At 66.3% G+C, this 26,734-nt stretch carries 19 protein-coding genes and 1 other RNA gene; 7 read left to right on the top strand and 13 right to left on the bottom strand.

The window, feature by feature from the left end; all coding sequences use genetic code 11:
* Positions 1 to 88: 88 nt before the first annotated feature.
* Both LC490_RS10435 and fur read right to left on the bottom strand, forming a co-directional pair.
* Positions 89 to 601 (bottom strand): DUF2199 domain-containing protein, encoded by a 513-nt coding sequence (locus tag LC490_RS10435; protein ID WP_152566281.1) that lies wholly within the window; start codon positions 599 to 601, stop codon positions 89 to 91.
* A gap of 8 nt (positions 602 to 609) precedes the next feature.
* Entirely contained in the window at positions 610 to 1,011 is a 402-nt protein-coding gene (fur, locus tag LC490_RS10430) for a ferric iron uptake transcriptional regulator (RefSeq protein ID WP_031372717.1), read from the bottom strand.
* Between the two features lie 221 nt (positions 1,012 to 1,232).
* Between fur and bamE the strand changes: the two genes are divergently transcribed.
* A complete protein-coding gene (bamE, locus tag LC490_RS10425) occupies positions 1,233 to 1,634 on the top strand; it encodes an outer membrane protein assembly factor BamE (protein ID WP_031372716.1) in 402 nt (133 codons plus the stop codon).
* A gap of 101 nt (positions 1,635 to 1,735) precedes the next feature.
* Here bamE and LC490_RS10420 read toward each other — a convergent pair whose 3' ends face one another.
* Complete coding sequence (locus LC490_RS10420; RefSeq protein WP_223620146.1) at positions 1,736 to 2,002, bottom strand: RnfH family protein; 267 nt, start codon at positions 2,000 to 2,002, stop codon at positions 1,736 to 1,738.
* Between the two features lie 11 nt (positions 2,003 to 2,013).
* A complete protein-coding gene (locus LC490_RS10415) occupies positions 2,014 to 2,481 on the bottom strand; it encodes a type II toxin-antitoxin system RatA family toxin (protein ID WP_031372714.1) in 468 nt (155 codons plus the stop codon).
* A 336-nt stretch (positions 2,482 to 2,817) separates the two neighbouring features.
* Here LC490_RS10415 and smpB point away from each other — a divergent pair, with 336 nt between their 5' ends.
* A complete protein-coding gene (smpB, locus tag LC490_RS10410; protein WP_031372713.1) occupies positions 2,818 to 3,330 on the top strand; it encodes an SsrA-binding protein SmpB in 513 nt (170 codons plus the stop codon).
* A gap of 896 nt (positions 3,331 to 4,226) precedes the next feature.
* Here the strand turns inward: smpB and LC490_RS10405 are convergent.
* The 3 genes from LC490_RS10405 to LC490_RS10395 are packed head-to-tail and all read right to left on the bottom strand — an operon-like array spanning position 4,227 to position 7,208.
* Positions 4,227 to 6,452, bottom strand: coding sequence for a CHASE domain-containing protein (locus tag LC490_RS10405; RefSeq protein ID WP_223620145.1), 2,226 nt, complete (start codon positions 6,450 to 6,452; stop codon positions 4,227 to 4,229).
* Positions 6,453 to 6,507: 55 nt separating this feature from the next.
* Positions 6,508 to 6,900: a hypothetical protein gene (locus tag LC490_RS10400; protein ID WP_223620144.1), complete on the bottom strand. Its 393-nt coding sequence runs from the start codon at positions 6,898 to 6,900 to the stop codon at positions 6,508 to 6,510.
* Positions 6,900 to 7,208 carry a hypothetical protein gene (locus LC490_RS10395; protein WP_223620143.1) on the bottom strand — a complete coding sequence of 103 codons (309 nt, stop codon included), beginning with the start codon at positions 7,206 to 7,208 and terminating at the stop codon, positions 6,900 to 6,902. The genes LC490_RS10400 and LC490_RS10395 overlap by 1 nt, the downstream gene beginning before the upstream one ends.
* 187 nt (positions 7,209 to 7,395) lie before the next feature.
* Between LC490_RS10395 and LC490_RS10390 the strand changes: the two genes are divergently transcribed.
* The 5 genes from LC490_RS10390 (at position 7,396) to LC490_RS10370 (ending at position 10,632) form a co-directional block, all read left to right on the top strand.
* Positions 7,396 to 7,767, top strand: a complete 372-nt coding sequence (locus LC490_RS10390) for a helix-turn-helix domain-containing protein (RefSeq protein WP_031373591.1) — start codon at positions 7,396 to 7,398, stop codon at positions 7,765 to 7,767.
* 197 nt (positions 7,768 to 7,964) lie between these two features.
* Positions 7,965 to 8,318, top strand: a transfer-messenger RNA (tmRNA) gene (gene ssrA / locus LC490_RS10385).
* Positions 8,319 to 8,434: 116 nt separating this feature from the next.
* Positions 8,435 to 9,145, top strand: a complete 711-nt coding sequence (locus LC490_RS10380) for a hypothetical protein (protein ID WP_031373590.1) — start codon at positions 8,435 to 8,437, stop codon at positions 9,143 to 9,145.
* 177 nt (positions 9,146 to 9,322) lie between these two features.
* Entirely contained in the window at positions 9,323 to 9,883 is a 561-nt protein-coding gene (locus LC490_RS10375; protein ID WP_152566365.1) for a hypothetical protein, read from the top strand.
* Positions 9,880 to 10,632: a hypothetical protein gene (locus tag LC490_RS10370; protein WP_152566364.1), complete on the top strand. Its 753-nt coding sequence runs from the start codon at positions 9,880 to 9,882 to the stop codon at positions 10,630 to 10,632. The genes LC490_RS10375 and LC490_RS10370 overlap by 4 nt, the downstream gene beginning before the upstream one ends.
* A gap of 224 nt (positions 10,633 to 10,856) precedes the next feature.
* On the opposite strand, the gene LC490_RS10365 is transcribed toward LC490_RS10370, so the two are convergent.
* From LC490_RS10365 to LC490_RS10340, 6 genes are all read right to left on the bottom strand, one after another.
* The gene (locus tag LC490_RS10365) at positions 10,857 to 11,903 is read right to left on the bottom strand and encodes a hypothetical protein (RefSeq protein ID WP_223620142.1); all 1,047 of its coding nucleotides are present in this window, start codon (positions 11,901 to 11,903) and stop codon (positions 10,857 to 10,859) included.
* Positions 11,904 to 12,504: 601 nt separating this feature from the next.
* Complete coding sequence (locus LC490_RS10360) at positions 12,505 to 15,450, bottom strand: winged helix-turn-helix domain-containing protein (protein ID WP_223620141.1); 2,946 nt, start codon at positions 15,448 to 15,450, stop codon at positions 12,505 to 12,507.
* 85 nt (positions 15,451 to 15,535) lie between these two features.
* A complete protein-coding gene (locus LC490_RS10355) occupies positions 15,536 to 18,463 on the bottom strand; it encodes a winged helix-turn-helix domain-containing protein (RefSeq protein WP_223620140.1) in 2,928 nt (975 codons plus the stop codon).
* A 277-nt stretch (positions 18,464 to 18,740) separates the two neighbouring features.
* Positions 18,741 to 19,097 (bottom strand): hypothetical protein, encoded by a 357-nt coding sequence (locus LC490_RS10350; RefSeq protein ID WP_031373586.1) that lies wholly within the window; start codon positions 19,095 to 19,097, stop codon positions 18,741 to 18,743.
* A gap of 309 nt (positions 19,098 to 19,406) precedes the next feature.
* Positions 19,407 to 19,847 (bottom strand): transposase, encoded by a 441-nt coding sequence (locus LC490_RS10345; protein ID WP_223620139.1) that lies wholly within the window; start codon positions 19,845 to 19,847, stop codon positions 19,407 to 19,409.
* Positions 19,848 to 20,051: 204 nt separating this feature from the next.
* The gene (locus tag LC490_RS10340; protein ID WP_223620230.1) at positions 20,052 to 26,711 is read right to left on the bottom strand and encodes a hypothetical protein; all 6,660 of its coding nucleotides are present in this window, start codon (positions 26,709 to 26,711) and stop codon (positions 20,052 to 20,054) included.
* Positions 26,712 to 26,734 lie beyond the last annotated feature (23 nt).

The following is a 26,734-nucleotide window of genomic DNA, read 5'->3' as shown; positions in this document are numbered from 1 at the left end:
GCTTGGATCGATCGAGCAAGCTCGTTCGACCTGGATCAATCGAGCAAGCTCGATTGATAGCCGACTCGATCCTAGATCGATAGCCGCCTCAATCGAGGTCCGGCAGCCCGGTGAAGAACGCCGCCCGGTGCGGGGTGATGCCCTGGCGCTGTTCGTCTTCGAGCGGATGCCCGCTGTCGACCAGGCGGAAGGTCGGCCGGGTGTCGTCGTGCAACTGCACCCGCAGCTCCAGGCCGAGGGTGCTGAACTCGTAGACGCGCGGGATGTGGTTGGCCAGGGTGCCGGCGAATTCGGGCACGCGGTCGTTGCCGGGCTCGTCCCACATCATCCGCGCCAGACGCCAATCGTGTTCGGCCAACTCGACCCAGGCGCCGATGCAGTAGTCGTCGCCGCCTTCGACCGGCAACGGAATCACCCCGCGCACGAACAGCTGGCCGCCGCCGATCGCGCAGAAGTTCGCGTCGCAAAAGGTGTCCGGCGCGCAGCGCGCGGCGTTGTCGAGGGCGTGGTAAGCGTCCGGGAAGGTGAAGGAGTACTCCATGTCCGACAGCGCGACGAGTTCGCCGCAGCACGAGCACGGCAGCATCGTCTCGCCGGACATGTCGGCCTTCACTTCTTCTTGCGCACGTACAGCACCAGCGAGTGCTCTTCGATCTCGTAGCCGTGCTTGGCCGCGATCTTGCGCTGCAGCTCTTCGATCTCCGAGCTTTCGAACTCGATGATCTTGCCGCTGTCGATGTCGACCATGTGGTCGTGGTGATGGCCGCGGTCGAGTTCGTACACCGACTGGCCGGCCTCGAAGTTGTGCTTGAGCACCAGCCCCGCCGACTCGAACTGGGTCAGCACGCGGTAGACCGTGGCCAGGCCGATGTCCTCGCCCTTTTCCAGCAACATCCGGTAGATGTCCTCGGCGGTCATGTGGCGCGGCTTGGATTGCTCCAGCAGCTCCAGGATCCGCAGGCGCGGATGGGTGACCTTGAGTCCGACGTTGCGCAGGTCCTGCGATTCCATGAGTGTTCCCTTCAGATCGATTCGGCCGGCGCTCGCCGTGCCTGGGTGTTGACCGGCTGGCCGTGGCCGCGGGCGGCTGCGCATGGAGCGGACGGGGCTGGCTGGGCCGGAATGGCGGATGAACGCGAGGGGTCTCCGCGCGCCGTGATCCGCCCTTGGTGGGTGCGGGCTTCAGTGTATCATCGGCCCCGTTGCCTTCGACTGCCGCAGAACCCTACCCGATGCGTAAGCTCCTGCTCGTCCTCTCGCTGTCCATGCTCACCGCCGGCTGCGGCATCATCTACAAGCAGCCGATCTATCAGGGCAATCTGCTCGAGAAGACCGCGATCGACCAGCTCCAGACCGGCATGACCAAGCAGCAGGTGCAGTTGCTGCTGGGCACCCCGTCGATCGAAGACCCGTTCCACCAGAACCGCTGGGACTACACCTCGACCCAGCGCGTCGACCGCCTCGGCCACACCGATCGCAAGAACCTGACCCTGTGGTTCGAGAACGACAGCCTGACCAAGTGGGAAGGCGACTACTTCGCCGAGCAGGACGAGCAGATCGCCCGCGCCTCGGTCAAGCAGTTCGGCCGCAACCTGGCCAAGGACAAGGATAAGGACAAGCGCCGCCGGCGCTGATCCCCGGCGCGCGGCCTCGCGGTCGCGCAGCCTCCCGCTGCAGCGTCACCCCTGCCGGTCCGGCCGCCTTGCGTCCGGGCCGTCGTTGGTTTTGCGCGCGCTTATTTCTTGAGCGGGCGCTCGGCGGCGCGGCGGCGGCGCGCTTCCTTGGGGTCGATCTGCAAAGGCCGCAGCAATTCCAGCCGGTCGCCATCGCGCAGCGGCGTGTCCGCCACCGCCTTGACCCCGAACACCGCGTAGCCGCTGATTTCGGCGTCCGCGCCCCACCCGGCCGCGGCGAGTGCATCGGCGACGGTGGCGCCGTCGGCCAGTTCCACGGTCAGCGCCTCGAAACGGCGCGGCCAGGCCCGGACCAGCTCGATCTTCACTGCGATGCCGCTCAGGCCGGGCTCGGGCCGGTCACCGACGGCAGCGCCGGCTCGGCGCCGCGATCGGCGACCCGGACGAAATCGTCGACCATGCGGTCGGCCAGGCTCTGGAAGCCCAGCGCCATCGCCGGCCCCAGCAGCTTCACCGCCGGCTCGAACTCCAGGGTCAGAGTGACCTTGCAGGCCGACTCGTCCAGCGCGTGGAATTCCCAGCGCCCGCCCAGCTTGCGGAACGGCCCATCGACCAGCTTGAGCTCGATGTGGTGCGGCGGCGACAAGCTGTTGTGGGTGGTGAACCAGGTCCGCAGCGCGCCCAGCCCCAGGTCGAGCCGCGCCACCATGTGGGCCTCGTCGGCTTCGAGCACCAGCGCCTGCTCGCACCAGTCGAAACGGCGCGGGTACGCGGCGACATCGTTGACCAGGGCGAACATGCGCGCGGCGGAGTGTTCGACGAGGGCGGAACGGCGAATCGTAGGCATGTGCTTATCGCAATAAGGTCCGCAAAGCGGATTTCAAGCGGGGGCCTCGGAACGGCCGTTGCCGCAAGGTCGTCGAAAACGTGTCCGAAAGGCCGCGGTTTCGACGGCCCGCTTCGGCAGTAGCACATCCTATCCGGGCCAAAGCCGGTAAGGGCGTCTCGGCCGCCTGCGGATCGTGAAACTTGATCCCAAACCGGGGCGACTCAGCCGCCCCATATCGGAGCGCTTCGCCTAAAACGCACGGCGGCTACTCAAACCGCCTCCGGATCGTGGGGAACTTCAATCCAAAACCGGTCGCGGCTACTCAAACCGCCTCCGGATCGTGGACAATCACTCATGGCTAAAACTACGAACAACAAGGCCGGCAAGGATAAAGGAAAGGGCAGCGCGGGCGGCACCATCGCGCTGAACAAGCGTGCGCGTCACGATTACCACCTCGAGGAACGCTTCGAGGCCGGTCTGTCGCTGCAGGGCTGGGAGCTCAAATCCATCCGCGCCGGACGCGCAAACATCACCGAAAGCTACGCCGTCATCCTGCGCGACGAGATGTTCCTGATCGGCGCGCAGATCAGCCCGCTGATCTCCGCCTCGACCCACGTCGTCGCCGAGGAACGCCGCACCCGCAAGCTGCTGCTGCACCGCAACGAGATCGACAACCTGATCGGCCGCGTCCAGCGCGACGGCTACACGGTCGTGCCGACCGCGATGTACTGGAAAGGCAACAAGGTCAAGCTCGAAATCTCGCTGGCCAAGGGCAAGCAGAGCCACGACAAGCGCGAGGCGAGCAAGGAACGCGACTGGGCGCGCGAAAAACAGCGCGTGATGCGCCGGCACAACCGCGACGCCTGATCCCAAGCCCGCCGACCGACGCGTTTCTCCAAACACCACCGCCCGCCTGTGCGCGTGCTGTTTGTTTACGCGGCCGCGTGGATTTCGCGGTCGCGGCTTGCGCCGCTCCTACCCGGGCAGGTCGCCGCTTTGGGGTAGGAGCGGCGCGAGCCGCGACAGGCGACCGGCACAAGGAACGCGACTGGGCGCGCGAAAAACAGCGCGTGATGCGCCGGCACAACCGCGACGCCTGATCCAAAGCCCGCCGACCGACGCGTTTCTCCAAACACCACCGCCCGCCTGTGCGCGTGCTGTTTGTTTACGCGGCCGCGTGGATTTCGCGGTCGCGGCTTGCGCCGCTCCTACCCGGGCAGGTCGCCGCTTTGGGGTAGGAGCGGCGCGAGCCGCGACAGGCGACCGGCACCTGGCGACGAAAACCGAATGCGCCGGCACAACCGCGACACCTGATCCAAAGCCCGCCGACCGACGGGCTTCTCCAAACACCACCGCCCGCCTGTGCGCGGGCTCTTTGTTTACGCGGCCGCATGGATTTCGCGGTCGCGGCTTGCGCTGCTCCTACCCGGACAGGTCGCCGCTTTGGGGTAGGAGCGGCGCGAGCCGCGACAGGCGAGCGGCACCTCGCGACGAAAAACAGCGCGTGATGCGCCGGCACAACCGCGACGCCTGATCCAAAGCCCGCCGACCGACGGGTTTCTCCAAACACCACCGCCCGCCTGTGCGCGGGCTGTTGGTTTACGCGGCCGCATGGATTTCGCGGTCGCAGCTTGCACCGCTCCTACCCGGACAGGTCGCCGCTTTGGGGTAGGAGCGGCGCGAGCCGCGACAGGCGACCGGCACCTGGCGACGAAAACCGAGGCATCGACCGGCGTTGCCGGACCGCTTCCGCGGCCCCCGCCTCACTCCCCTCGCCCGGCCCCATCGTGCGGCAGGGTGAAATAGAACACCGCGCCCTCGCCTTCGCGGCCTTCGGCGCGGATCGTGCCGCCGTGGCGCTCGACGATGCGCTTGACCGAGGCCAGGCCGATGCCGTGGCCGGCGAAATCCTCGACGCTGTGCAGGCGCTGGAACGGCCGGAACAGCTTGTCGACATAGGCCTGCGGAAAACCGGTGCCGTTGTCGCGCAGGTAGAACTCGCGCACGCCGCTCGCGGTCTCCTGGGTGCCGAACTCGATCTGCGCCGGGTCGCGGTCGCGGGTGAATTTCCAGGCGTTGCCGAGCAGGTTGCCGAGCAGATTGCGCAGCAAGGAGGCATCGCCGATCACCTGCATACCGGGTTCGATCGACACCTCGACCTTGCGCTGCGCGTCGCCCATGCGTAGCTCTTCGATCAACTCGTTGGCGATGCGGCTCAGGTCGACCGATTCGTGCTTGAGCTCGCTGCGCGCCAGGCGCGACATCTTCAGCAAGGCATCGATCAGGTCGCCCATGCGTGCGGCGGCCTTGCGCACCCGCGCCAGGTAATCGTTGCCGGCGGCGTCGAAACGGTCGGCGTATTTCTCGCCGAGGATGCGGCTGAAGCCGTCGATCGCGCGCAAGGGCGCGCGCAGGTCGTGCGAGACGCTGTAGGCGAAAGCTTCGAGTTCCTGGTTGGCCTGGCTGAGCTCGCGCGTGCGCAAGGCCACGCGCGCCTCCAGAGTGCGGTTGAGCGCGTGCACGCGCGCTTCCGCGCGCATGCGCTCGGTGACGTCCTCGACCTGGACCAGGCCGCTGATGTCCTGGCCGACGTTGCCCGGCACCGGCGAATACGTCAGCTGCACTTGGCGCGCGACACCGTGCTGGCGCCGCAGGCGGCGCGTGGCCCGGTGCACGCCGTCTTCTTCGGTGTGGCTGGCGCCGCTCGGCGTGTCGGCGTCCTCGTCTTCGAGCAGGCTGTCGAAACGCTGGCCCAGCAACTGCGCCGGCCCCAGGCCGACGATGGTCGCCAGGGCCGGGTTGGAATCGACGATGCGCCCCTCGCTGTCGAGCAAGGCCTTGCCGATCGCCGAGTACTGCATCGCGCTGCGGAAGCGGGTTTCGCTGCGGCGGAAGTCTTCGGTCATGCGCAGCGCGATGTGGCGCGCGCGCGACTCGGTGCGCGCCAGCATCAAGGCGATGCTGTACAGCAGCAGCGCCGAGAACAGGCCCAGGGCGAACATGTTGCGCAGGCCTTCCAGGCGCGGCACCGCTTCCTCCACCGGCGGCGATTCGTATTCGATGCGCCAGGTGCGGCCGTAGATGTCGAACGCGGCGCGGTGCACGAAGGCCGCGGTGGTATCGGTCTTCAGGTTCGGGCTGGCGTACAACAGTTCGTCGCGCCCGCCGGTTTCATCGAAAATGCGGAAGCGCATGTCGCCGTGGGTGTCGCCCAGCGCCACTTCGACGAAACGCTCCATGCGGAACGGCACGTACACCCAGCCCTGCATTTCCGCGCGCCGCAGCTCCAGGGTCTGCGGGCGCCCGCCGCCGAGGTAGACCGGCAAAGCCAGCAACATGCCGGTGTTCTGCTTATCGCCGTCCTGGATCAACTGGATCTTGCCCGACAGCCAGGCCTGGCCCGAGTCCAGCGCCGCTTCCAGGGCGGTGTGACGCACCTGTTCGGCGTACATGTCGTAACCGATCGCGGCGACGTTCGCCGGCGTCTTCGGCTCCAGGTACAAAATCGGCCCGTACACGTCGCGCCGGCCCTGCGGCCGTATCGACAGCAAGCCGTAGCCGGCGTCGCGCCATTCGTTCTGCAGCTGCACCAGCAGCCGCTGCGGCACGTAGCCGCTGAAGCCCAGGCCCAGCGTCGCCGGAAACCGGCGCTGCATGTTCATGCCTTCGACATAGGCCTTCCACTGCGCCGCCGTCGGCCGTTGCACCGAGGCGAACAGCGACACGCCACCACGCGCGACCAGTTCGTAATTGACCAGGCGTTGCTGGATCAGCTCAGTGACCTGCACGGTCTGGCTGATGAATTCCGCCTGCGCCGAGCGCAGTTCGCGGTCGCGCGCGATCCGCCACGCGGTGAACACCAGGATCAGCGCGCCGATCAGCACCGCGAGCGCGAGCAGATAACCGCGTCGCGGCATCAGGCCGGAAAGTTCGGAGTCGACCCCGTCGTTCGGGGGGCTGGCGTGGGCGGCCGGATCGGTCGTCGTCATCGCCGCAAGCATACCCGCCGGATTGTAGTGACGGCATCACGGCCCCGGCCGCCGATCAACGGTCGCCGGGCGGCTTGCCCTCCTCGTGCCAAACCCCTTCCAGCAACAGGCAATTGATGCACTCCAGGTGCTCGGCCGCGACCTGGCGACACAGTTGCGGCCAGTGCCGCTGCTGCCGTATCGAGATGCCGGCCTCGTGCTGGCGGATCAGGAAACCCTCGATCTCGTCGGCCAGTTGCAGCAGCGCGCGCCCGTTGCGGTCGGCGCGCCAGGCTAGGCGCTCGTGCGGCGACAGGCGCCGCCGCCGTCGCCACCACCACCCGGCCAGCCCCGCCGCAGCGAGCAATAGACACAGCCCGAAGACCAGCGCCGCCGGCTGCAGCAACAGCGCGCCCAGGCCCTGCCCCGCCCCCAGCTCCACCCCCACCCCTGGCCCAAACCGGGCCATCAGCCGTCCCCCTTCGGCAAGGCCATCAGCTCGACCGCCTCGATCCGGAACTCGCAGGCCTGCGCCATCAGCAAGGCCCGCGCCCGGGTCGAGACATAGCCGCGCACCCGCATGCGCCGCAGCATGGCCGCCGACACCCCGGCCGCCGACGCCGCCTCGCGGGCGGTGGCGAAACAGGCGATATAGCGTTCGATGGGATTGGGCGACCCGCCCCGCTCGAGCCTGCGCGCGCCCCTGGAACGGGGCGCCGCCGCGTTCGCAGCGTTGCCGGCACTCCGCCGGGCCTTCTTTTTAGCTCTGCCTTCCATAGCGTGACCTCTGAGTGGCATCCATGCCCAGCCAACTTACCACCGCAAATTGCTCTTTTCAACGACCAAAAAGAGTGATCAATTTCGGGAAGCGTACGCAACAATGAGTTGCGCTATCCTCGCCCGGCCGACAGCCAGGGTGGGCGGCGCCACGTTTCAGCCCTGCAGGATGCTCCGGCGAGACCTCATGACCAACGCGCCTCACCAAGAATTCGCCAATCGGCTGCACCAGGCCCTCGATTTTTCCGGATTTGCCAAAGGCCGGGCCCGCACAGGCGCGCTATCCGCTTACTACGACGTCAGCCGCGAAACCGCCCGCAAGTGGCTGGTCGGCCTGGCCCTGCCCGAACTCGAGCGCATGCTGCAGATCGCCGTGCAGCAGCACGTCAGCTTCGAATGGCTGGCGACCGGGCGCGGCACCATCGAAGGCAAATCGCTGTCGGTGCGCGAAAACGCAGCCAAATACAGCGATCCCGACGAACTGCGCCTGATGGGCCTGATGCGCAAGTTGTCGCGCAAGAAACGCCGCGCCCTGATCGAACTGCTCGACGGCAACTGAGCCGGACCAGGCTGCGCACGCGGCCGTTCCACCTCCACTCGATCGCATCGCGATGGCCGGCGCCTGCCTGTCGTTCGGCGGACACGCGCCCGCATTCGAGGCGCGCGCCTGAATCGCCGGTGCGTCATCGCACGGTAACGCTTGAGAACCCGGCGCCAGCCCCTATACTGAACACGTCAGCGATGGTTGCTGTCCCCGGGGGTGCACTGGCTTCGACGGGGGTCGCGAAATCACTTGGCGCATGCCGAGGGGGTAGCTTTCCTCGTAAATCCAGCTGCAAACTTTTAGTTGCCAACGACGACAACTACGCTCTCGCCGCTTAAGGCGTAAGCCCCGAAATTGCTTGTGTCCGTGCTCGCAATGTAGGGTCATTATCACGGAATCGCCGGGAGTGGTTGCCTGTCAGCACCCGGTCAACTCAAAACAGGCTGGCTCCTGGATGCGCTTTGCGCGCCGTGCTGTTCGGGGGCGAGATCTAACGGAGCGCTAAGCATGTAGTGCCGGGGATGGAGTGCCTTCGGACGGCGGTTCGATTCCGCCCACCTCCACCATTCAAACCCCTGATTTTTCAGGGGTTTTTTATTACCTATCCACCGCGCGGCTCGCCCGTACGGACATGCATTGCCGGGGCGTTGCCAGCTCATGTTGAAGGGCGCACATTGCTGGTATGACCCAGCCCGCACCCGCCCCAGACCTTCAAAACCTGGTCCCCGCTGCCCTGGAAAGCGTCACGGCCATTGACGGCTGCTATCCGGTATTGGCGAAGATGGAGCTTCCTAACGACGAAAGGACGAACGTCGCGATCGCCCTGCTATATGCCTCGGTAGAGCAGGCGCGGTCCGCGTGCTTTCTGGTCGCGCATGACGTACACCAGAGCGTATTCGGCGCATTGATCCTGCTTCGATCCCAGGTCGACCAGCTCATGCGCGCCGCATTCTTCGCCGGGCCTGCTACGGCGGAAGAATTGGCGTTCTACCTCGGCGAAGACGAGCTGCCACGCCGGGATGGGAACAAGCTCGGGCCGCGCTCCCTGGCCCGGATTAACGAAGCGCATTTCGGATGGACGCCTGCCGGTCGCATTCCGATCACCGTGGACAATTCCTGGGCGACGCTTAGCGGCATGACACACGGCGGACGCTCGCTACTGAACTACTATATTGGCGAAGATGGCATCGGCGCCTATCCGCCAAACGATGAATTCGTCGAGGTCCTGACGAACGCCGTCGTGCTATCGCACCTCGTCATCGCGATCGCGCTTTCGATGGCGGAAAACCAGGAAGCCGATGACTTACAAGCAGTGCTTCGGCCCTGGTATGACGCCGGGCACGCATACTTCACGAAGTGGGCGCCGAAGGTAGTCACAAGAACAACAAGTTGACTTTGCCGGACGCGCGCACCGCAATTTATGCTGTGTCGGCACCCCCGCAGCAGGCCCCACCTCTCGGGAGGACCCGCCTTAAGGCCTAGCGGTGCTGACAGATAAATTGCTGTATTCAACAGGCCGCAACCTAGCTAGGAAGCGACCGGCAGATACCAAGCTCGCAGGGGAGAAGATATGAGTAGCGACGACACGACCAAGGCCGCCGAGGCCGCAATTGCCGTCATGAATGCACTTCAGCCGTTGAGTCCCGACGAGAGGTCGCGGGTACTTCAATCAGCGGCCGCTTTGTTCGGAGTATCGGCAATCCTAGCCGTACCATCTGCAAGTCAACGCCAGGGAGAAGGGGCGCCGGCAGCCCAACAAGCCCCCCTTGGCGCGCCTCAAGCGATCAGTGGCGGCAAGCGAGTATCACTTGTGGAACTGCTAAAAGAGAAGGCGCCAGCAACAAACGATCAGCGCATAGCTTGCTTTGCATACTATCGTGAAAAGATCGAGGGAAAGCTGAACTTTTCGAGCATCGAACTCGCCGCGTATTTTCAACAAGCCAAGCTCCCTGCTCCAGGCCCAAACTACGCCAGGGATTACAAGAAGGCGGTTAAAAACGCATGGATTCATGATGAAGGCGCAAGTTCTTACCTAACGCAAGACGGTGAGGCCGCAGTACAGGCCGGCTTTGATGGAAAGCAAAATCCCCGCAAGTCGCCGACGAAGCGAAAGAGCAATAAGTCCAGATGATCGACCCGAAGACTTTACTCGCTAGCATTCCGGAAGCACTTCGGGGCCCACTCATCGATGAGTACAGGAACATTTGCAAGGCATTCAACGAAGGTCGATGGAAGCTTGCTGCACTGGACGCGGGCAGATTCTGCGAGGTCGCGTACACGATCATTCATGGGGCCATTGTCGGAAATTTTGCAGCCTCACCAAGTAAGCCGAATAATTTTGTTGCTGCATGTCGCGCTTTGGAAAGCTTATCACCGATTGCAGTCGGCGATCGCTCGTTGCGTGTGCTCATACCCCGCTTGCTGCCTGCGCTATACGAAATACGCAACAACAGGAATGTCGGCCATGTTGGCGGGGATGTTGTGCCGAATAAGATGGACGCGACGCTAGTTCGTGAAGGTGCTAGCTGGGTGGTCGCTGAACTTATCCGCATCACACACGGCGTAACCACGTCCGAAGCACAGGACGCCGTCGACGCATTGATAGAGCGATCACACCCTTTGGTTTGGGAGATTGACGGCACAAAGCGTGTACTAGCACCTGACATGAAGATGGCCGACAAGGTTCTTATGCTGCTCTATACAACACCGGGCTGGGTTACGCGAACAAACCTCAAGAAGTGGACACGTGACAATATCAACTTGAGCCGCGTACTGAACGGCCTGTTCGATAAACAATACATCGAGCTTGACTCATCGAGAGCGACGATAACGCCGCTTGGTGTTGCTCATATTGAAGGGACGCTCCTTAAGCCCAAATAGGCATACTGGGTACGTGGACACTGCTTTTCCATATGACAGATGCGATTCAAACCAAGCAAGCGGATCATCCCACGTATCGCAAATGAAGCTGGAAACCTAGGGATTTTCGGCTTTTTGTATTACGCCAGGCGAACATCACAGCCCTTAGTACGAGCATAGCCGCGTCACCCAATGCCGCGAAGCCAGTGAGCGCCCACGCAATCCTCACTTCTCGCTCCTAATTACTAGTTATGAGCTCCCAGCTTCCTCCCGCACCCCGCCAACCGCCCCTCGGCATAAGCGATGGCGCGCCGGGCCTGGTCGTAGGCGGTGTCGGCGGCGCGCGGCAGCATGTGCTCGCGGCGGATCGGGTCGGCGCCGTGGCCGTAGGCGTATTCGGCGCGCTCCAGTTCGGTCAGGTGTTTGCGCGCAGGGGCCAACCAGCTTTCCACGGTTTGCCGCTCGCAGCCCGTGGGCAGCTTGAGCAACAGGTCGATGGCTTCGCGGATGCGCCGGCTGGCTTCGCCTTCGAGGCCGGGCACCGCTTCGTACGCGACAGCCGCGGCCTTGTAGGCATTGCCGGTCGCTTCGCTGCCGAGGTCGGAAGGTCGTTCGTGCAATTCCGGACGGAACCGCACCGACGGCGGCGGGCGCGCCTTCGCCGACTGGATGTCTTTGCCGAAGATCGCCTCGGCGACACGATTGACCGAGACTTGGCCGTCTGCGCGTGCGGCCGCGTTCTTGGCCGCGTCGCCGAACCAGTCGTGCAGGGCCGGCGGCTGGTCCCCCAGCGGATTACGGCGCTCCAGCAGCTTCTTGGCGTAGTACTGACTGCGTTCGCTCGGGTCTCCAGGTGCGCGCGGTTTCGGGGCCAGCGCCGGGTCGGCCGGCGCATTGCGAGGGCGCATGCTGAAACGGTCCGGCAGCAGCCAGCGGTTCGGCGGTGCAGGCTCGACGGCCGGGTTCGGCTGAGCCGGTGGCGGTTCGACGACCGCCGGCTTCTGCGGAGAGAGCACTGCATTTTCGGACCGAGGCATCGATTCGCGCTGCGCATTCGGCTTCTTGCCGACCGGCGATGCGGTACCGGGACGTTGCGCTAACGGCTGCGATACGTCAGGCGCCGGTTCGATACGCACGATGCGATCGATCAACACCACGTCCATCGCCGACGCCGTCGACGGCAATGCGACCGGGCGGAACAGCAGCGCGCCGATCGACAAGGTCGTCGCCACCGCGATCGACGATGCGGCGATGCGGACGCTGCGTTCCTGGGAGAAATCGGTCGTGCTCATCCAACCTCGATCTGATGCCGTCGCGGCGGCCGTTACGGCCGGACGACGCGCAGCCGAAACGATTGCCCGAGCTGCACGGCAGCCGGCAAGCGAATTCATGGGGGAACGGACACCTCGGCGAAGAGCGGTGGCGTCTCCTCGCTTTCGGTCTCGACACGGTCGCCGTGCGACGCAGCCGCCGCAGCCGTTGTTCGGGCGCGAGGGTTTGCGACGCGATCGACCCGGATACTTCGCAGCGTTTATGAGCGCTGCATCACGAAGCTCGACCGCGAGCCGAACGATACAGAGAACACCGCCCCGGAGAGAATAAAAAAAGCGTTCGCTCGAACGCCGGAAGCGAATCCGTGCATCGGGCGTTCACGCTTCTCGAACGACCCAGCGCAAGCGACGGCCCGGACGCCGGCAACGCCGTCGCCCAGCAGCTTGTTGCCGCCCCTTCGCGGGCCTATGCGTGAGTGACGACTGGCACAGGTGTCGCCCTGCCCGCTTGGCGCGGACGGGCTTACGAGTCGCCGATGTCGATCGCTAGCGGGATCACGCGAAGGTATCGCGGGCCGGCACTTGCTGCGGCGACCACTCCCCGTCGTGTCGTGTGGAAAGCTCAGGGCGAGGCGCTTCGAGCAGCCCCGCCCGCAGGCACGAGCCAATCGACATCGATGCCGCGCATACCGGTGCGGGCGACCGAGGCCTCGCGCTCGGCCGCGTCGCAATCGTTATGCAAAGCGCCGGGCTCGAACATCCGGTGCACTTGCATCTCGACGATGACGTCGCCCAGTTGCCTGGCGCGCTGGTGCAACTTGCCCGCCATCGCGACCGCCGTGGTCCGGTCGCCGCGCTGGCGCGCATCGGCAACGGCCAGCAGATCCAATCGAGCGCTCAGGAACCAGGCATCGTCGGGAATCAGCTTGCGCACGTTGGCGGCGTGGATCCGGCTGCGCACCCAATCGCCTCGCGCCGCCGCGTTCTCCGCCAGCCCGGTAATGGCCTGGGCCACGAACAAGCTGTAACCGCTGCGCTGCAGTGGCGGCAGCAACTGCGAATAGATGCGTTCTGATTTCTCCGTCTGGCCCAACACAGTCGCCAACCGGGCGACCTCCAAGCCTTGGTTCCAACTGTCCGGCGCGGCAGTCGGCATGGATGCTTCGGCCTGCTCCAGCAAACCGGTGGCCTGGACGGAATCGCCTCCCACCAACGCCACTTGGCTCCGGCCCAGCAAGACCAGGCTGCGCAGGGTTTGCCGGTCGCCTTGCGAGCAACGGTCGAGCTCCTTGCGCACTTCGGCCAACCTGCCCAGGGCGAGCAAATAATCCGTACGTGCGCACCCCAACTGCGCATGCGCCTCCGACCCCTCCTGCCCCGCAGACAAGGCCGGCAACAGACGCTCGGTCTCGCGCGAGATTTCCAAAGCCTGCGCCGCATGTCCACGCATCAGGGCCAGTCCCCCGGCGAGTTGGTTCGACAGCAGACGCAGCCTGCCCTGCAGTTGCAGCTCGCGCAGACGTGCGCTGCGAACGGCGGCGCTGTCGAGCCTGAGCGTCAACAGGTCGTCGTACAGCAAGCGCACGTCCAGCAGCGCCATCGAGACCCAGTCTCCGGACGCGTTGGCGATGGCGGCCGCCTGCATCAACCGCGCGCGATAGCTGTCGGCATCGCCCGCCTTCAGGTACTGATCCGCGCTGGCGACCAGGACGTCGATCTCCAGGCGGTGATAGCCGCCTGCGTTGGCGCGCGCCAGCAATACGTCCAGCGCCGGATCCGCATCGCCCGTCAACGGCCCGGCGATACGCGCCAATACCCGCGCGCGCAGTGCGCCGGTCGAATTTCCGCCCTGCTCGTAGAGCTGGGCCGACTGTTCGTAGGCAGCCGGAACCGGGCGCTCGGGGAACTGATTGCTGTCGGCACGGGCCTTTGACAACAGGGCATCGGCTGTTTCCAATGTCCATCCCGGACCGGCCTGGCGGGCCAAGCGCTCGGCGGCGCTCGCCTGCGTACGCATCCGGGCGGGATCGCCGAGTTTGCCGTAGGCCTCGGCGCGCAACAGATGCTGGGCGACTCTCACCGCGATCGCATGCCGATCGCCGGCGCCGTCGGCCAGTCGTGCCAAGGCCTCCTGCGGCTTGCCGGCCTCGATCGACAGGCGGGCATATTCGAATCGATAAGCGACTTTGTCGGGATGGCGGTCGGCCAGGGAGGCGAACGCCTTCAGTGCATCCTGGCTGCGGCGCGGATCGAGCCCGAGGGCTTGCGCATGCAGCAACGCAACCGCCTCGGCCGGCGCGTTCGCGAGTAACTTTGCCGCGATCTCCATTTGCCCGGCGGCCGCGGAGCCTTGCGAGAGCCGCGCCTGCGCTTGCGCGAGTTGCAGCCGCATCAGGCCGAAGCGCGGTGCCGCCTCGGCCACTTCGCTACCGATCGAGACCGCCGACATCCAATCGCGGCGATCGAGCGCCAACGCGGCCTGCTCGTAACGCCGGGCGGCTTTCGCGCTCAGCTCCAATGCCGGCCACGGCGCTTCGCGAGCGGGCAGCAAACGGGCCAGGACCTGGCGGGACGCAGCATCGACCAGGGCCGGCATGTCGGAAGGATCGCCCTTGAATTCGAGACGTTCTTCCTTCTTGCCTTGCTCGTGGAAACGCACGTACAGCGTCATTCGCTTCGGATCGCCGGGCGACTGCACCGACGATAAAAATACGACCTTGGCGGCCTCCGCCCCCTGCCCGGCGGCCAGATCGCTTTCGCTGAGCAGATCGACCTCGGGCAGGCTGCCCAGCTTCCAGCTCAACCACTCCTCGAGCAGCTTGGCCGGCCATCGCGAGGCGGCCTGTTGGTCCTCGATCGTCACCAGCGCCACCGCCAGTTTCGGCTCGCTCGGCCCGAACCCGCTCCAACGCTGGGCGAACAAGAGCATCGCCGCTGCGACCACAACCAGGCCGGGCACCGCCAACGCCCACACCCGCTTGCCGCCTCGCAGGCCCCGCACCGCAGCCGGAACCGCAGCCGGTATAGGCAGAGGCCCGGAGTCGACGGCGGTCGACAGCGACACGGCATCGAGCACCTGCCCTGCTGCCGAACCCTTCGCGGCGGAAGGCTCGGCAAGCGCCACCTGCCGCGACTCGGCAAATGCGGCGTGCTCGGCGGCCTCGGCGAACGCTTTCGAATCCCCGCGCGCGCTGGGTGCGCCATCCGCCTGCGGAGCCGGCGGCAGTTGCTTGAACCACTGCAGCGGCCCCGGCGGCTCGAACACGTAGCCGCTCTTGGCCACGGTGCGGATCCAGTTCTTGCGCTCCTCGCCCAGGGCCTTGCGCAACAACCAGACGTTCTGCGACAGATTGGTGTCTTCGACGATCGTGCCGGCCCACAAGCGGTCGAACAACTCGGTGCGGGTATGCAGCCGGTTGGGTTCGCTCAGCAGCAACAGCCACAGATCGAAAACCCGCTGCGGCAATTCCACGCTTTGCCCGGAATGCATCAGGCGGCGAAAGCGCAGATCGATGGTCAGGTCGGCCAGTTGCAGATACCAGGCATCCGCGGGCCACGGCGTGCTCATCGTGTTCTCACCTTGGGGTCGCGGTCATGCGGCACTAGGTTGCCAGGATCCATCGTCGGGAAGTTTGGATGCAGGCACAGACTCGCTACCGCGAAGTCCCTCGGCCGGCAGGTCCCGAGAGGTTTAGCCAATCGACGTTGCTGCCGCGCATGCCGGTGCGGGCGACCAAGGCCTCGCGCTCGGCCGCGCTGCAATCGTCATCGAGAACGCCCGGTTCGAACATGCTGTGCACTTGCATCTCCAGGACCGCATCGCCGAGCCGATGCACGCGCGCGTGCAACGCGCTCGCCTTGGCGATGGCCGTGCGCCGGTCGCCGTGCTCTAGCGCATCGGCAATGGCGAGCAGTTCCAAGCGTTTGATCAGGAACCACACATCCGCGGGAATCGTCTGGCGAACCTCGGCCGCAAGGGCGCGGCTGCGCGCCCAGTCGCCCATGGCCGCGGCACTTTCGGCCTGCCCCGTCATGGTTTGGGCGACATAAGCGGTGTAACCGGTCGGCTGCAGCTGCGGCAGCAATTGCGCATGGATACGCTCGGATTTCTCCGGCTGCCCGAGCAGGGTCGCTTGCCTGGCCAGTTCCAGTTGTTGAATCCAGCGCTCGGGCGGTTTGTTCGGCAAGGATTGTTCGGCCTGGCTCAGCGAGGTCGCGGCCTGAATGCGGTCGCCCAGCAACAATTCGATATAGGTCTTGCTGAGCAAGCCCCGCGAGCGCGAGACCACCGCATCGCTCTGCGAACAGCGATCTTGATTGCGACGCGCCTCAGGCACCCGCCCCAGCGCCACCAAGGGCACCACGCGCGTGCATGCCAATTGCGCATGAGCTTCCGACTCGGCATGGCCGGCAGGTACGGCCGGCAACAAACGCTCGGCTTGATTGATGACCTCAAGACCTTCGACATAGTGCCCGCGCAGAAGCAGCAAGCTCGCAGCGAACTGTTCCGAAGCAGTCCCCAGGTTGCCCTGGACCTTCATGGAGCGCAGGCGTTCGATGCGAACCGCTGCGCTGTCGAATCGCAATGTCAGCATGTCGTTTCGCAGCAATCTGAAATCCAGCTGAGCCATCGACAGCAGATCGCCGGAAGCGTCCGCGACCGCCGCCGCCTGCAACAGCCGCGCGCGATACGTGTCGGCATCGCCGGCCTTCATGTACTGGTCGGCGCTGGCGACCAGCACGTCCACTTCGAGACGGTGGTAGCCACCGGCGTTGGCGCGCGCCAGCAACGCACCCAAGGCCGCGTCCGCTTCCCCGGTCAGGGGGCCGGCCATGCGCGCCAATACCCTGGCGTGCAGCGCGCCGGTCGAATTGCCGCCTTGCTCGTACAGCGTCGCCGCCTGTTCGTAGGCGGCAGGCACCGGACGCTCGGGAAACTGCAGGCTGTCGGCGCGAGCCGCCAACAGCAAGGCGTCGGCGCGTTCCAAGGTCCAGCCGGCACCGGCGTCGCGCGCAAGGCGCTCGGCGGCGGCCGCCTGCGTACGCATCCGCGCCGGATCGCCGAGTACCTGGTACGCGTCCGCCCGCAACAGATGCTTGGCGATGCGTAAGCCGATGACGTCCCGGCCGCCGGCATCGGCCAGCTGCGCCAAGGCCCCTCGCGGCTCGCCGGCGTTGACCAGCAAGCGCGCGTATTGCAATCGATAGGCGGCCTTGTCGGGATGCCGGTCGGCCAGGGCCGAGAACGCCTTGAGTGCGTCCTGGCCGCGGCGCGGATCGAGCGCCAGTCGCTGCGCTTCCAGCAAGTCGGCCGCCTCGGGCGGCGCGGTCGCCAGCAACTTCACCGCGACCTCCATCTGCGCCGTCGCCGCGGCGCCTTGTGACAGCCGTGCGTGCGCCTGCGCCAACTGCAGACGCATCAAGCCGAAGCGCGGCGCCGACTCGACGATCTCGCTGCCTATCGAAACCGCCGACATCCAGTCGCGGCGATCGAGCGCCAACGCAGCCTGCTCATAGCGCTGGGCCGCGGCCGCGCTGAGTTCCAGTGCGGGCCATGGCGCTTCACGAGCCGGAAGCAAGCGGGCCACGAGCTGGCGCGACACCGAATCGACCAGGGCCGGCATCTCGGAAGGATCGCCCTTCACTTCCAGACGCTGTTCCTTTCCGTCCTCCTGGAAACGCACGTACAACGCGATTTTCTCGGGGTCGTTGGGCACGCGCACCGACGACAGGAACACCACTTGCACCGTCCCCGAACCTTGATCGGCGACCAGATCGCTTTCGCTGAGCAGATTCACCTCGGGCAGGCTGCCCAGCTTCCAGCTCAGCCATTCTTCGAGCAGCTTGGCCGGCCATCGCGACGTGACCTGCAGATCCTCGATCGTCACCAGCGCCACGGCGAGCTTCGGCTCGCTCCTACCAAACCCGTTCCAGCGCTGGGCGAACAAGACCATCGCCCCGGCAAGCACGATCAAGCCGAGCACGGCGAACGCCCACGCTCGCCTGCCGCCGCGCAGGCCCCGTGCGGGAAGCGGCGCCGGCAGAGGCAGCGGCCTGGGTTCGACGGCCATCGACAGCGGCACCGGATCGAACACCGCCATCGGACCGGCCGAGGCAGAAGGCTCTTCAAGAACTGCCTGCTGCGACTCGGCGAACGCCACGTACTCGGCCGCCTCGGCGAAGGCTTGCGAATCCGCGGAAGCGATGGCCTCGCCAGCCGCCTGCGGAGCCGGCGGCAACTGCTTGAACCACTGCAACGGCTCCGGCGGCTCGAACACGTAGCCGCTCTTGGCCACCGTGCGGATCCAACCCTTGCGTTCCTCGCCCAGGGCTTTGCGCAGCAGCCACACGTTCTGCGACAGGTTGGTGTCTTCGACGATGGTGCCGGCCCATAGCCGGTCGAACAGTTCGGTGCGCGTATGCAGCCGGTTGGGCTCGCTCAGCAACAGCAACCACAGGTCGAAGACCCGCTGCGGCAACTCCACGCTTTGGCCTGAATGAATCAGCCGGCGAAAACGCAGATCGGTGGTCAGGTCGGCCAGTTGCAGATACCAGGCATCCGCGGGCCACGGCGTCGTCATCGTGTTCTCACCTTGGGGTCGCCGTCGTGCGGCGCAAGATCATCAGGAACGTTGGATGCGGGTACCGACGCAGGTCGAGCATTCGTCGCCGGCGGCCGTCCGAGGGTCGCCCACGATCTGAACACGCTGAATAATCATGCGTCCGGTACTGGCGTTCGGCAAGCCCGCTCATGCCCCTCTTGGCGCTTGACGCCGAGGATCGCGCAATGCGGTTTCGCGCGGGTCGCGGACAGGCCGCGGCATGTCCGGGCGATGGAGCGATGGCAGCAGTACGGGCTCAGGACGCCAGGGTGACGATCTCGCGCGGCTCTCGCTGCATGATGCATTCCAGTACGGGATTGGTGTCGTACAGGCGCTCCCGGCAAATCCAGGTCGCCCCGCTCACGCTGATGCGAACGCTCGCAAGGGCCTTCTTGCGTATCGCACGCAGGTATCTCTCGCCGACCAGGGTCGCCCGCGGGCAGGCGAACTGCCTGGGCTGCACCGATGCCGCCCGCACCGAAAGACCGTTCGAGGTCGAGCCGCAGTCGACGAACTTGCTGTCGTCGGCGCGCGTGGCATGGCCCTCGCTCACGCCCAGAGCGATGACCGCCAGGGCCAGGCAGAAACGGCTGAAAACGGTGGCGTTCTTCATGAATGGCTTTCCGGTTGGAATGTAGATCGATTCGAGTGCCCGTCCCCACAGCGGACCGTCCAACCGATTGCATGGAAACCGTGCGCAGCGGTCGAGAGCCGGGCGAAGCAGGGTCGCGGCAGGCAGGGAAAAAGCGCGTCGAACCGTCCGAAATACGGAGGGAGGGCCCGGCCCGACGCAAAGCAGCCGATGCGGCCGCAAAGCGGCCCGCGGGCCGGAGGGGGAGCCGGCCGTGGTACCGCTGTAAACGCCGCAGGGGTGCGGCGTGTCGAGATGGAAGCCTGGCTTCCTTAAACTTACGGGCGCGACTCAGCCCACTTTCAACACACCCCAGCGCCTGGCCATTTCGCCTTCCAGGTCGCTCTCCACCGCAACGGGCTTGGGCGACAGTGCTTCGCCGCGCTTGCGGCGCCAGCGGTTGCTCGCGTGGTAACGCTCGACGCGTTCGCGCAGGCCCTTGGCCAGTTCGCTGTCCATGCCGATGGCGCGTTCCACCGCGATCCAGTGTTCGTTTTCGGACCAACGCAGGAAGCGCACGTAGATCGCCCGCCACGAACCGAAGCCCTGCGGCACGCTGGTCCACGGCGCATTGTTGGCGACCACCCACAACACCGCCTCGATGAAAGTGCGGTAGTCACCGGTGTTGTTGAGAATGCGCGCCTGGTACTGGCGCGGAAGATGCGACGCGACGATCCGCCACTGCTCGTCGGTGAACCTGAATTGCGGCGACTCGACCAAGGATAAGGTCATACGAAGAACTCCGATGAATATCGCTTGCACAACGGGGAGGGACAAACGTCTTCGCTGCGGGTGCGTTCGAGGCAGGTCGGACGAGACACGGCGGCGGCCGAAGCCGCCTGAGACAATCCCGGCGCCGATGCAGCCCGGCCGGCTTACCGCAAAAACCGGCCCGCCTTGCGTACTGCATGCAAGACGGGCCGGACTACGCCTTACTCAGTCGCCCAGCACACCGCTCACGCCGATGTACGCGCCGATGCCGTCGCTGTTGGTCGACGCACCGCCTTCCAGGCTCCAGCGCCCGTTGTCGGCGGTATGCCGCAGGCTGACGCCGAACGCCGCTTCGCTCTTGTAGGCGCCGAAGCCCGCGTAGTACGTCGTGCGACCGGCCACATAGGGCGCCGGCTTGATCGCGATCGCCGTGGCGATGCCTGCATGCATGTCGCGTTCCAGGCGGCGGACGTCGCCGCCGAGCTTCCACACGTCGTTGCGGACCGTGGCGACCTGGCTGTCGGTGTAGCTGTTGGCCGTGGTCACCGCTTGGCCCAACTGGCTGACGTTGACCGCGTCGGTCGGGGCCTTGCCGGCCGCGACGTTGCGCAGGGTGGTCTCGCCGCTGCCGTTCGGGTTGAAGGTCACGCTGTTGGTGTTGTTGCTGCCGTCGGCGTTCTTGTCGTACTGCAGGCCGCCGGTGGTGAAGCCCTTCAACTGCGCGACGTTGACCGCATCGGTGTCGGCCGTGCCGGCCGCGACATTGCTCACCCGGCGTTCGTTGCCGGCCGAACCGACCGATACGGTGCCCTCCTGGTTCGCCACCGAACCGGCGCCCAGGGCCACGGCATTGTTCGCCGAGGCGATGGCGCCGTTGCCGAGCGCCGTGCTGCCGCTGCCCGAAGCCACCGCACCGGCACCGCCGGCCGAGGCATTGGCGCCGCTGACCGTCGGAGCCGCGGTGTTGTCCTGGCTCACCTGGAACAGACCCGCCGAGCCGTTCTTGACGTTGTTGACGTCGCCTTCGACGGTGCTGATGCGGTTGTCGTACTGAGCGACGTTGCCGGCGATCTGGTCGACGCGCGTGTCGGTGTAGGCATTAGCCTGGGTCACCGCATTGGTAACGCCGGCTTGCAGCTGGGCGACATTGACCGCGTCGTCCGCCGCCGAGCCCGCGGCCACGCCGCCGATGGTGCGGCCGCCGACCTGGACCTGGCCGGTCGAGTTGCTGCTGCCGACATAGGCCGCGTTGTAGCCGCTCTGCGCGCCGGCCGTGGTCGACGAACCGGCACCGAGCGCGACCGAGTTGGCATGGCCGGCGACCGAATCGCGACCCACCGCCACGGCGTTCCCGGCCGAGGCGGTGGCGTTGTAGCCCACCGCACTCGAACCCACCGCCTGTGCATGCGCATCCGCCTCGGCCAGGCCGGTGTCGTTGGTGCGCGCATAACGCGTACCGCGGCCGTTCTGACTGATGTAGGTCGCATCGTTCGGGCCGGCGACGTTGTAGAGCTGGGCACCGTTGACCGCATCGGTCGACGTGGCCGACACCTCGCCCTGGGCCAGGTTGGTGATCTTGCTGCCGCCGGTCGCACCGCCATCGGTGCTCACCGGGCCAGCCAGGGTCGCCTTGCTGTAGTCGACTTCGCCCGGATCGATCTGGCCGTCCGCATCGAGGTCGTTCCAGTCGTACTTCACCGAACGCTGCTCGGCCTGGGTGGCGCTGGTCGCCACCGCCTTGAGCTGGCCGACGTTGGCCGCATCGGTGTCTTCCGAACCCGCGGCGACGCCGGTGACGCGGCGGTTGCCGACGTTGACCTCGCCGGTCGCGGTGCCGCCGACCAAGTAGGCCGCATTGCCGAGCGTGCTGCCGTTGGCGACCGAACCTGCACCCAGCGCGACACTACCGGCATGGCTGGCCTGGCTGTTGCGACCGATCGCGACTGCATCGGCAGCCGAGCTGGTGGCGTTGTAACCCACCGCGGTCGAACCCACGCCCTGGGCGTGCGCATCGTCCTCGGCCAGGCCGGTGTCGTTGGTGCGCGCATAACGCGTACCGCGGCCGTTCTGCTGCAGGTAGGCCGGATCGGTCGGGCCCATCTGGTTCTTGATGTTGGTGATGTCGCCTTCGTTGGTGGTGACGCGGTTGTCGAGGTTGTTGATGTCGCCCTCGGCGGTGGTCACCCGGGTATCGAGCGCGGCCACGTCCTGGTTGGTCTGGAACAACTGCGAGCCGTTGACCGCATCGGTGCTCGCCGCGCTCAGATCGGCCGGCGCCACGTTGACGATCTTGTTCGGGCCGGTGCCGAGATGGTTGGCGTTATACGCACCGGTACCGCCGTTCGCGGTCGGGTCCCACAGCAGCGAGTCCTGGCCCAACGAGGTGATCTTGCTGTCCACCGCCTTGAGCTGGCTGATGTTGGCCGCATCGGTATCGACCGCGCCTGCCGCGACGTTGGACAGGCGGCGTTCGTTGCCCGCGCTGCCGATCGACACCTCGCTAAGCGCGGAGGTAGCGGCGACCGTGTACGTTGAGCCATCCGGCACGTAAGCCAGCTCGCCCAGCGTGGCGCCGTCGGCGATCGAATTCCAGCCCAGCGCCACGCTGCCCGCGTTACTGGCCCGGCTATCCAAACCGATCGCCGTCGTGCCCAATGCGCTCGCATTTGCTCTATTGCCAAGGGCCGCTGCCCCGACTCCCGCAGCACTGCTTAGAGCACCCAGCGCAGTGGCGCCGGTGCCACTCGCAACCGCCCCCAGGCCCACCGCCATCGCCGACTCTGCGCTCGCATTGGCGGTATCGCCCACAGCCAACGAGAATCTGCCGCTGGCCGTAGCTTCATCGCCGATGGCAATCGCATAATCGTTCGTCGCCTCCGAGCCCGAGCCGAGCGCCAGGGCACTGAGCGCGCTGGCCGCTGCGTTTTCGCCGATCGCGAGGGTTTCCTCGGCCGATGCCCGGGCGTTGTAGCCGACCGCGGTGGAGTTGGCGCCGGTCGCGAACGCATCCGACTCGGGCAAGCCGGTGTCGTTGGTGCGCACATAACGCACGCCGTGGCCGTTGGCGTCCTGGTAGGCCTGGTCGGTTGGGCCGACCACATTGTTGAGCGCGGCGATGTTGCCCTCGTTCGTGGTCACGCGATTGCCCAGCGCCACGGCGTCCTGGTTGGTCTGGAACAGCTGCGAACCGTTGACCGCCTCGGTGCTCGCCGCGCTCAGCTCCGCCGCGGTGACGCCGCTGATCTTGCCGGTACTGCCGTCGTTGACGATGACGTTGCCGAACTTCGGCGAATCGGCCAGTTGCACGTTGATCGCGCCGGTGGCCGGGTCGGTCACCGTCTTGATGTTGCCGCCGCTGTAGCTGCCGGCAGCTGTCGCGTCGCCGCGGATCGACAGGGTCTGGCCCAGGTCGCGATGCACATCGCCGGCGGTCGCGTCGTTGCCGGTGAAGTTCATGCCCAGCGTCGTGGAGCCGCCGGCCACGGCATCGAGCTGGCTCTTGTTGACGCCGTCGGTGCCGGCAACGCCCGCCGCAACATTGGTGATCACCTGATTACCGGCGTTGATGCCGGCCGAGGTCACGCTCGGGCCGCCGGCGATGGTCAGGCCGGTGTTGTTGAGCGTGGTGGCACCGGCCGTGACGCTGTTGACGGTGATGTCGTCGGCCAGGTCGAAGGCGACGTTGTCGTCGGCGCCGGTCTTGCTGACCACGATGTTGCCGTCGCTGTTGCTGAAGTCGACGGTCTCGCCCGGGGCAACGTTGGTGCTGTTGGCGCCCTGCGCACTGACGTTGAAGCCCGCGTTCGCGGTCGCGCCGACCGCATCGAGCTGGCTCTTGTTAACCGCATCAGTCGCCGCCGTGCCGGCGGTAACGCCGCTGATGCGGCCGCTGCCGCCGTCGTTGATCACGACGTTGCCGAACTTCGGCGAGTCGGCCAGTTGCACGTTGATCGCGCCGGTGGTCGGGTCGGTCACCGTCTTGATGTTGCCGCCGCTGTAGCTGCCGGCAGCGGTCGCATCGCCGCGGATCGACAGGGTTTGCCCCAGATCGCGATGCACATCGCCGGCGGTGGCATCGTTGCCGGTGAAGTTCATACCTTGCGTCGTGGCGCCGCCGGCCACTGCATCCAACTGGCTCTTGTTGACGCCGTCGGTCCCCGCGACGCCCGCGGCGACATTGGTGATCACCTGGTTGCCGGCATTGATGCCGGCCGAGGTCACGCTCGGGCCACCGGCGATGGTCAGGCCGGTGTTGTTGAGCGTCGTGGCACCGGCGGTAACGCTGTTGACGGTGATGTCGTCGGCCAGGTCGAAGGCGACGTTATCGTCGGCGCCAGTCTTGCTGACGACGATGTTGCCGTCGCTGTTGCGTAGGTCGACGGTCTCGCCCGGGGCGACGTTGGTGCTGTTGGCGCCCTGCGCACTGACGTTGAAGCCCGCATTGGCGGTCGCGCCGACCGCATCGAGCTGGCTCTTGTTGACGCCATCGGTCGCTGCAACGCCCGCCGCAACATTGGTGATCACCTGGTTGCCGGCGTTGATGCCGGCCGAGGTCACGCTCGGGCCGCCGGTAATGACCAAACCGGTGTTGTTGAGCGTGGTGGCACCCGCGGTGACGCTGTTGACGGTGATGTCGTCGGCCAGGTCGAAGTTGACGTTGTCATCGGCGCCTGTCTTGCTGACGAGGATGTTGCCGTCGGTGTTCTTCAGATCCACCGTTTGGCCCGGAGCGACGTTGGTGCCGTTGGCGCCCTGCGCGCTGACGTTGAAGCCCGCATTGGCAGTCGCGCCAACCGCATCGAGCTGGCTCTTGTTGACGCCGTCGGTGCCGGCGACGCCCGCGGCGACGTTGCTGATGACCTGGTTGCCGGCGTTGATGCCGGCCGAGGTCACGCTCGGGCCGCCGGTGATGACCAAACCGGTGTTATCGAGCCTGCTGTTGCCGGCGGTGACGCTGTTGACGGTGATGTCGTCGGCCAGGTCGAAGTTGACGTTGTCGTCGGCGCCGGTCTTGCTGACCACGATGTTGCCATCGCTGTTGTTGAAGTCGACGGTCTCGCCCGGAGCCACGTTGGTGCTGTTGGCGCCCTGTGCGGAGACGTTGAAGCCCGCGTTCGCGGTCGCGCCGACCGCATCCAGCTGGCTCTTGTTGACGCCGTCGGTGCCGGCAACGCCTGCGGCGACATTGGTGATCACCTGATTACCGGCGTTGATGCCGGCCGAGGTCACGCTCGGACCGCCGGCGATGGTCAGGCCGGTGTTGTTGAGCCGGCTGTTGCCGGCGGTGACGCTGTTGACCGTGATGTCGTCGGCCAGGTCGAAGTTGACGTTGTTATCGCCCGCGACCTTGCTGACGGCGATGTTGCCATCGGTGTTGCGCAGGTCGATCGCCTCGCTGGGGTCGACGTTGGAGCCGTTGGCGCCCTGCGCGGTCAGGCCGAAGCCGGCGCCGGCGGCCTGCACCGCCTGGTTGGTGGCGAACAACTGGCTGCCGTTGACCGCGTCGGTGCTGGTGCCGCTGAGACGGCCGGCAGCGACGTTGGTGACGGTGCGTTCGGCACCGGCCGTGCCCACGCTGACCGTGCTGGTCGGGGCGGTGCCGGCGAAGTTGTAGGTCGTACCGCGGATGACGGTGCTGGCGGTGCCGACCGCGGCGGCGGTCGTCGAACCGCTGCCCAGTGCGACGCTGCGCGCGATGCCGGCCGAGGCGCCGTCGCCGATGGCGACTGCGCCGGCCGGGACGGCGGAGCTCGAATTGCCGATGGCCACCGAGCCCTGCCCGTTCGCGGTGTTGAGATTGCCCAGGGCCACGGCGCCCTGGCCGCTGGCGTTGTTGTCCGCACCGACCGCCACCGCACCGGTGCCGGTCGCGGTATTCGGATCGCCGATGGCGACCGCACCGTTGCCGTTGGCGGTCTGGGCGCGGCCGATGGCCACGGCGCCGCCGATGGCGCTGCTGCTGTTGGCGGTGGTGCCGGTAGAACCGATGGCGACGTTGCGGCCGGTGGTGCCGGATACGACGCCATCGCCCTGGGCGATGCCGAAGGCGCCGTTGACCGTGGCGCCGCGGCCGAGGGCGATGCCCGAAGTGTTGGCTGCGCCGACTACGGCCGCCCGGCCGATCGCGACGGAGTCGACGGCGTTGGCTTGAGACGCTGCTGCTGCGCTGGTACCCGCGCCGAGAGCGACCGCGCCTGCGCCGGTGGCTTGGGCGAACTCACCGAGAGCGACCGATTCGACGCCCGTTGCGTCGGATTCGGTGCCGACTGATGTGGATCGCTGCCCCGATGCCGTTGCCAAGTAGCCTACTGCGGTAGCGCTGAGAGCCGCGGCGTTAGCCGAATCCCCGAAGGCAGAGCTGTACTGGGCCGATGCCGTGGCCGATTGACCGAGTGCGACAGCATCCAGGGCGTTGGCTTGCGCCTTATTACCGATGGCGATGCTGCCGACACCGGTCGCACTGACGCCGGCCTCGCGACCGATCGCGATGGAATCGACGGCGTTCGCATGCGCCGCTGCAGTCGTGCTAGTGCCTGCGCCAAGGGCGACCGCGCCGGCGGCAGTCGCTTGGGCATACTCACCGAGGGCCACCGATTCGTCGCCGGTCGCATCGGACTCGGTACCCACCGCAGTGGAACGCAAGCCCGATGCGGTTGCCACGTAGCCCACCGCGGTAGCGCTGAGCGCCGCAGCGCGGGCCGAATCGCCGAAGGCCGAAGAATATTGAGCCGATGCCGTGGCTGACTGACCCACCGCGACGGCATCTAGAGCACTGGCCGTGGCCTTGTTTCCGATGGCGATACTTCCAGTAAATGTCGCATCGACCTTGGCCTCGCGCCCGATCGCGATGGCGTCATCGGCCAGGGCGTTGGCGGCCTTATTCACACCACCGACATCAAGCGCACCGC

This window comes from Lysobacter sp. ESA13C, assembly GCF_019970005.1.
Lineage (GTDB): Bacteria > Pseudomonadota > Gammaproteobacteria > Xanthomonadales > Xanthomonadaceae > Lysobacter > Lysobacter antibioticus_B.
The sequence above is the reverse complement of the archived record's forward strand: the minus strand, read 5'-3'. Positions and strand labels throughout refer to the sequence as shown.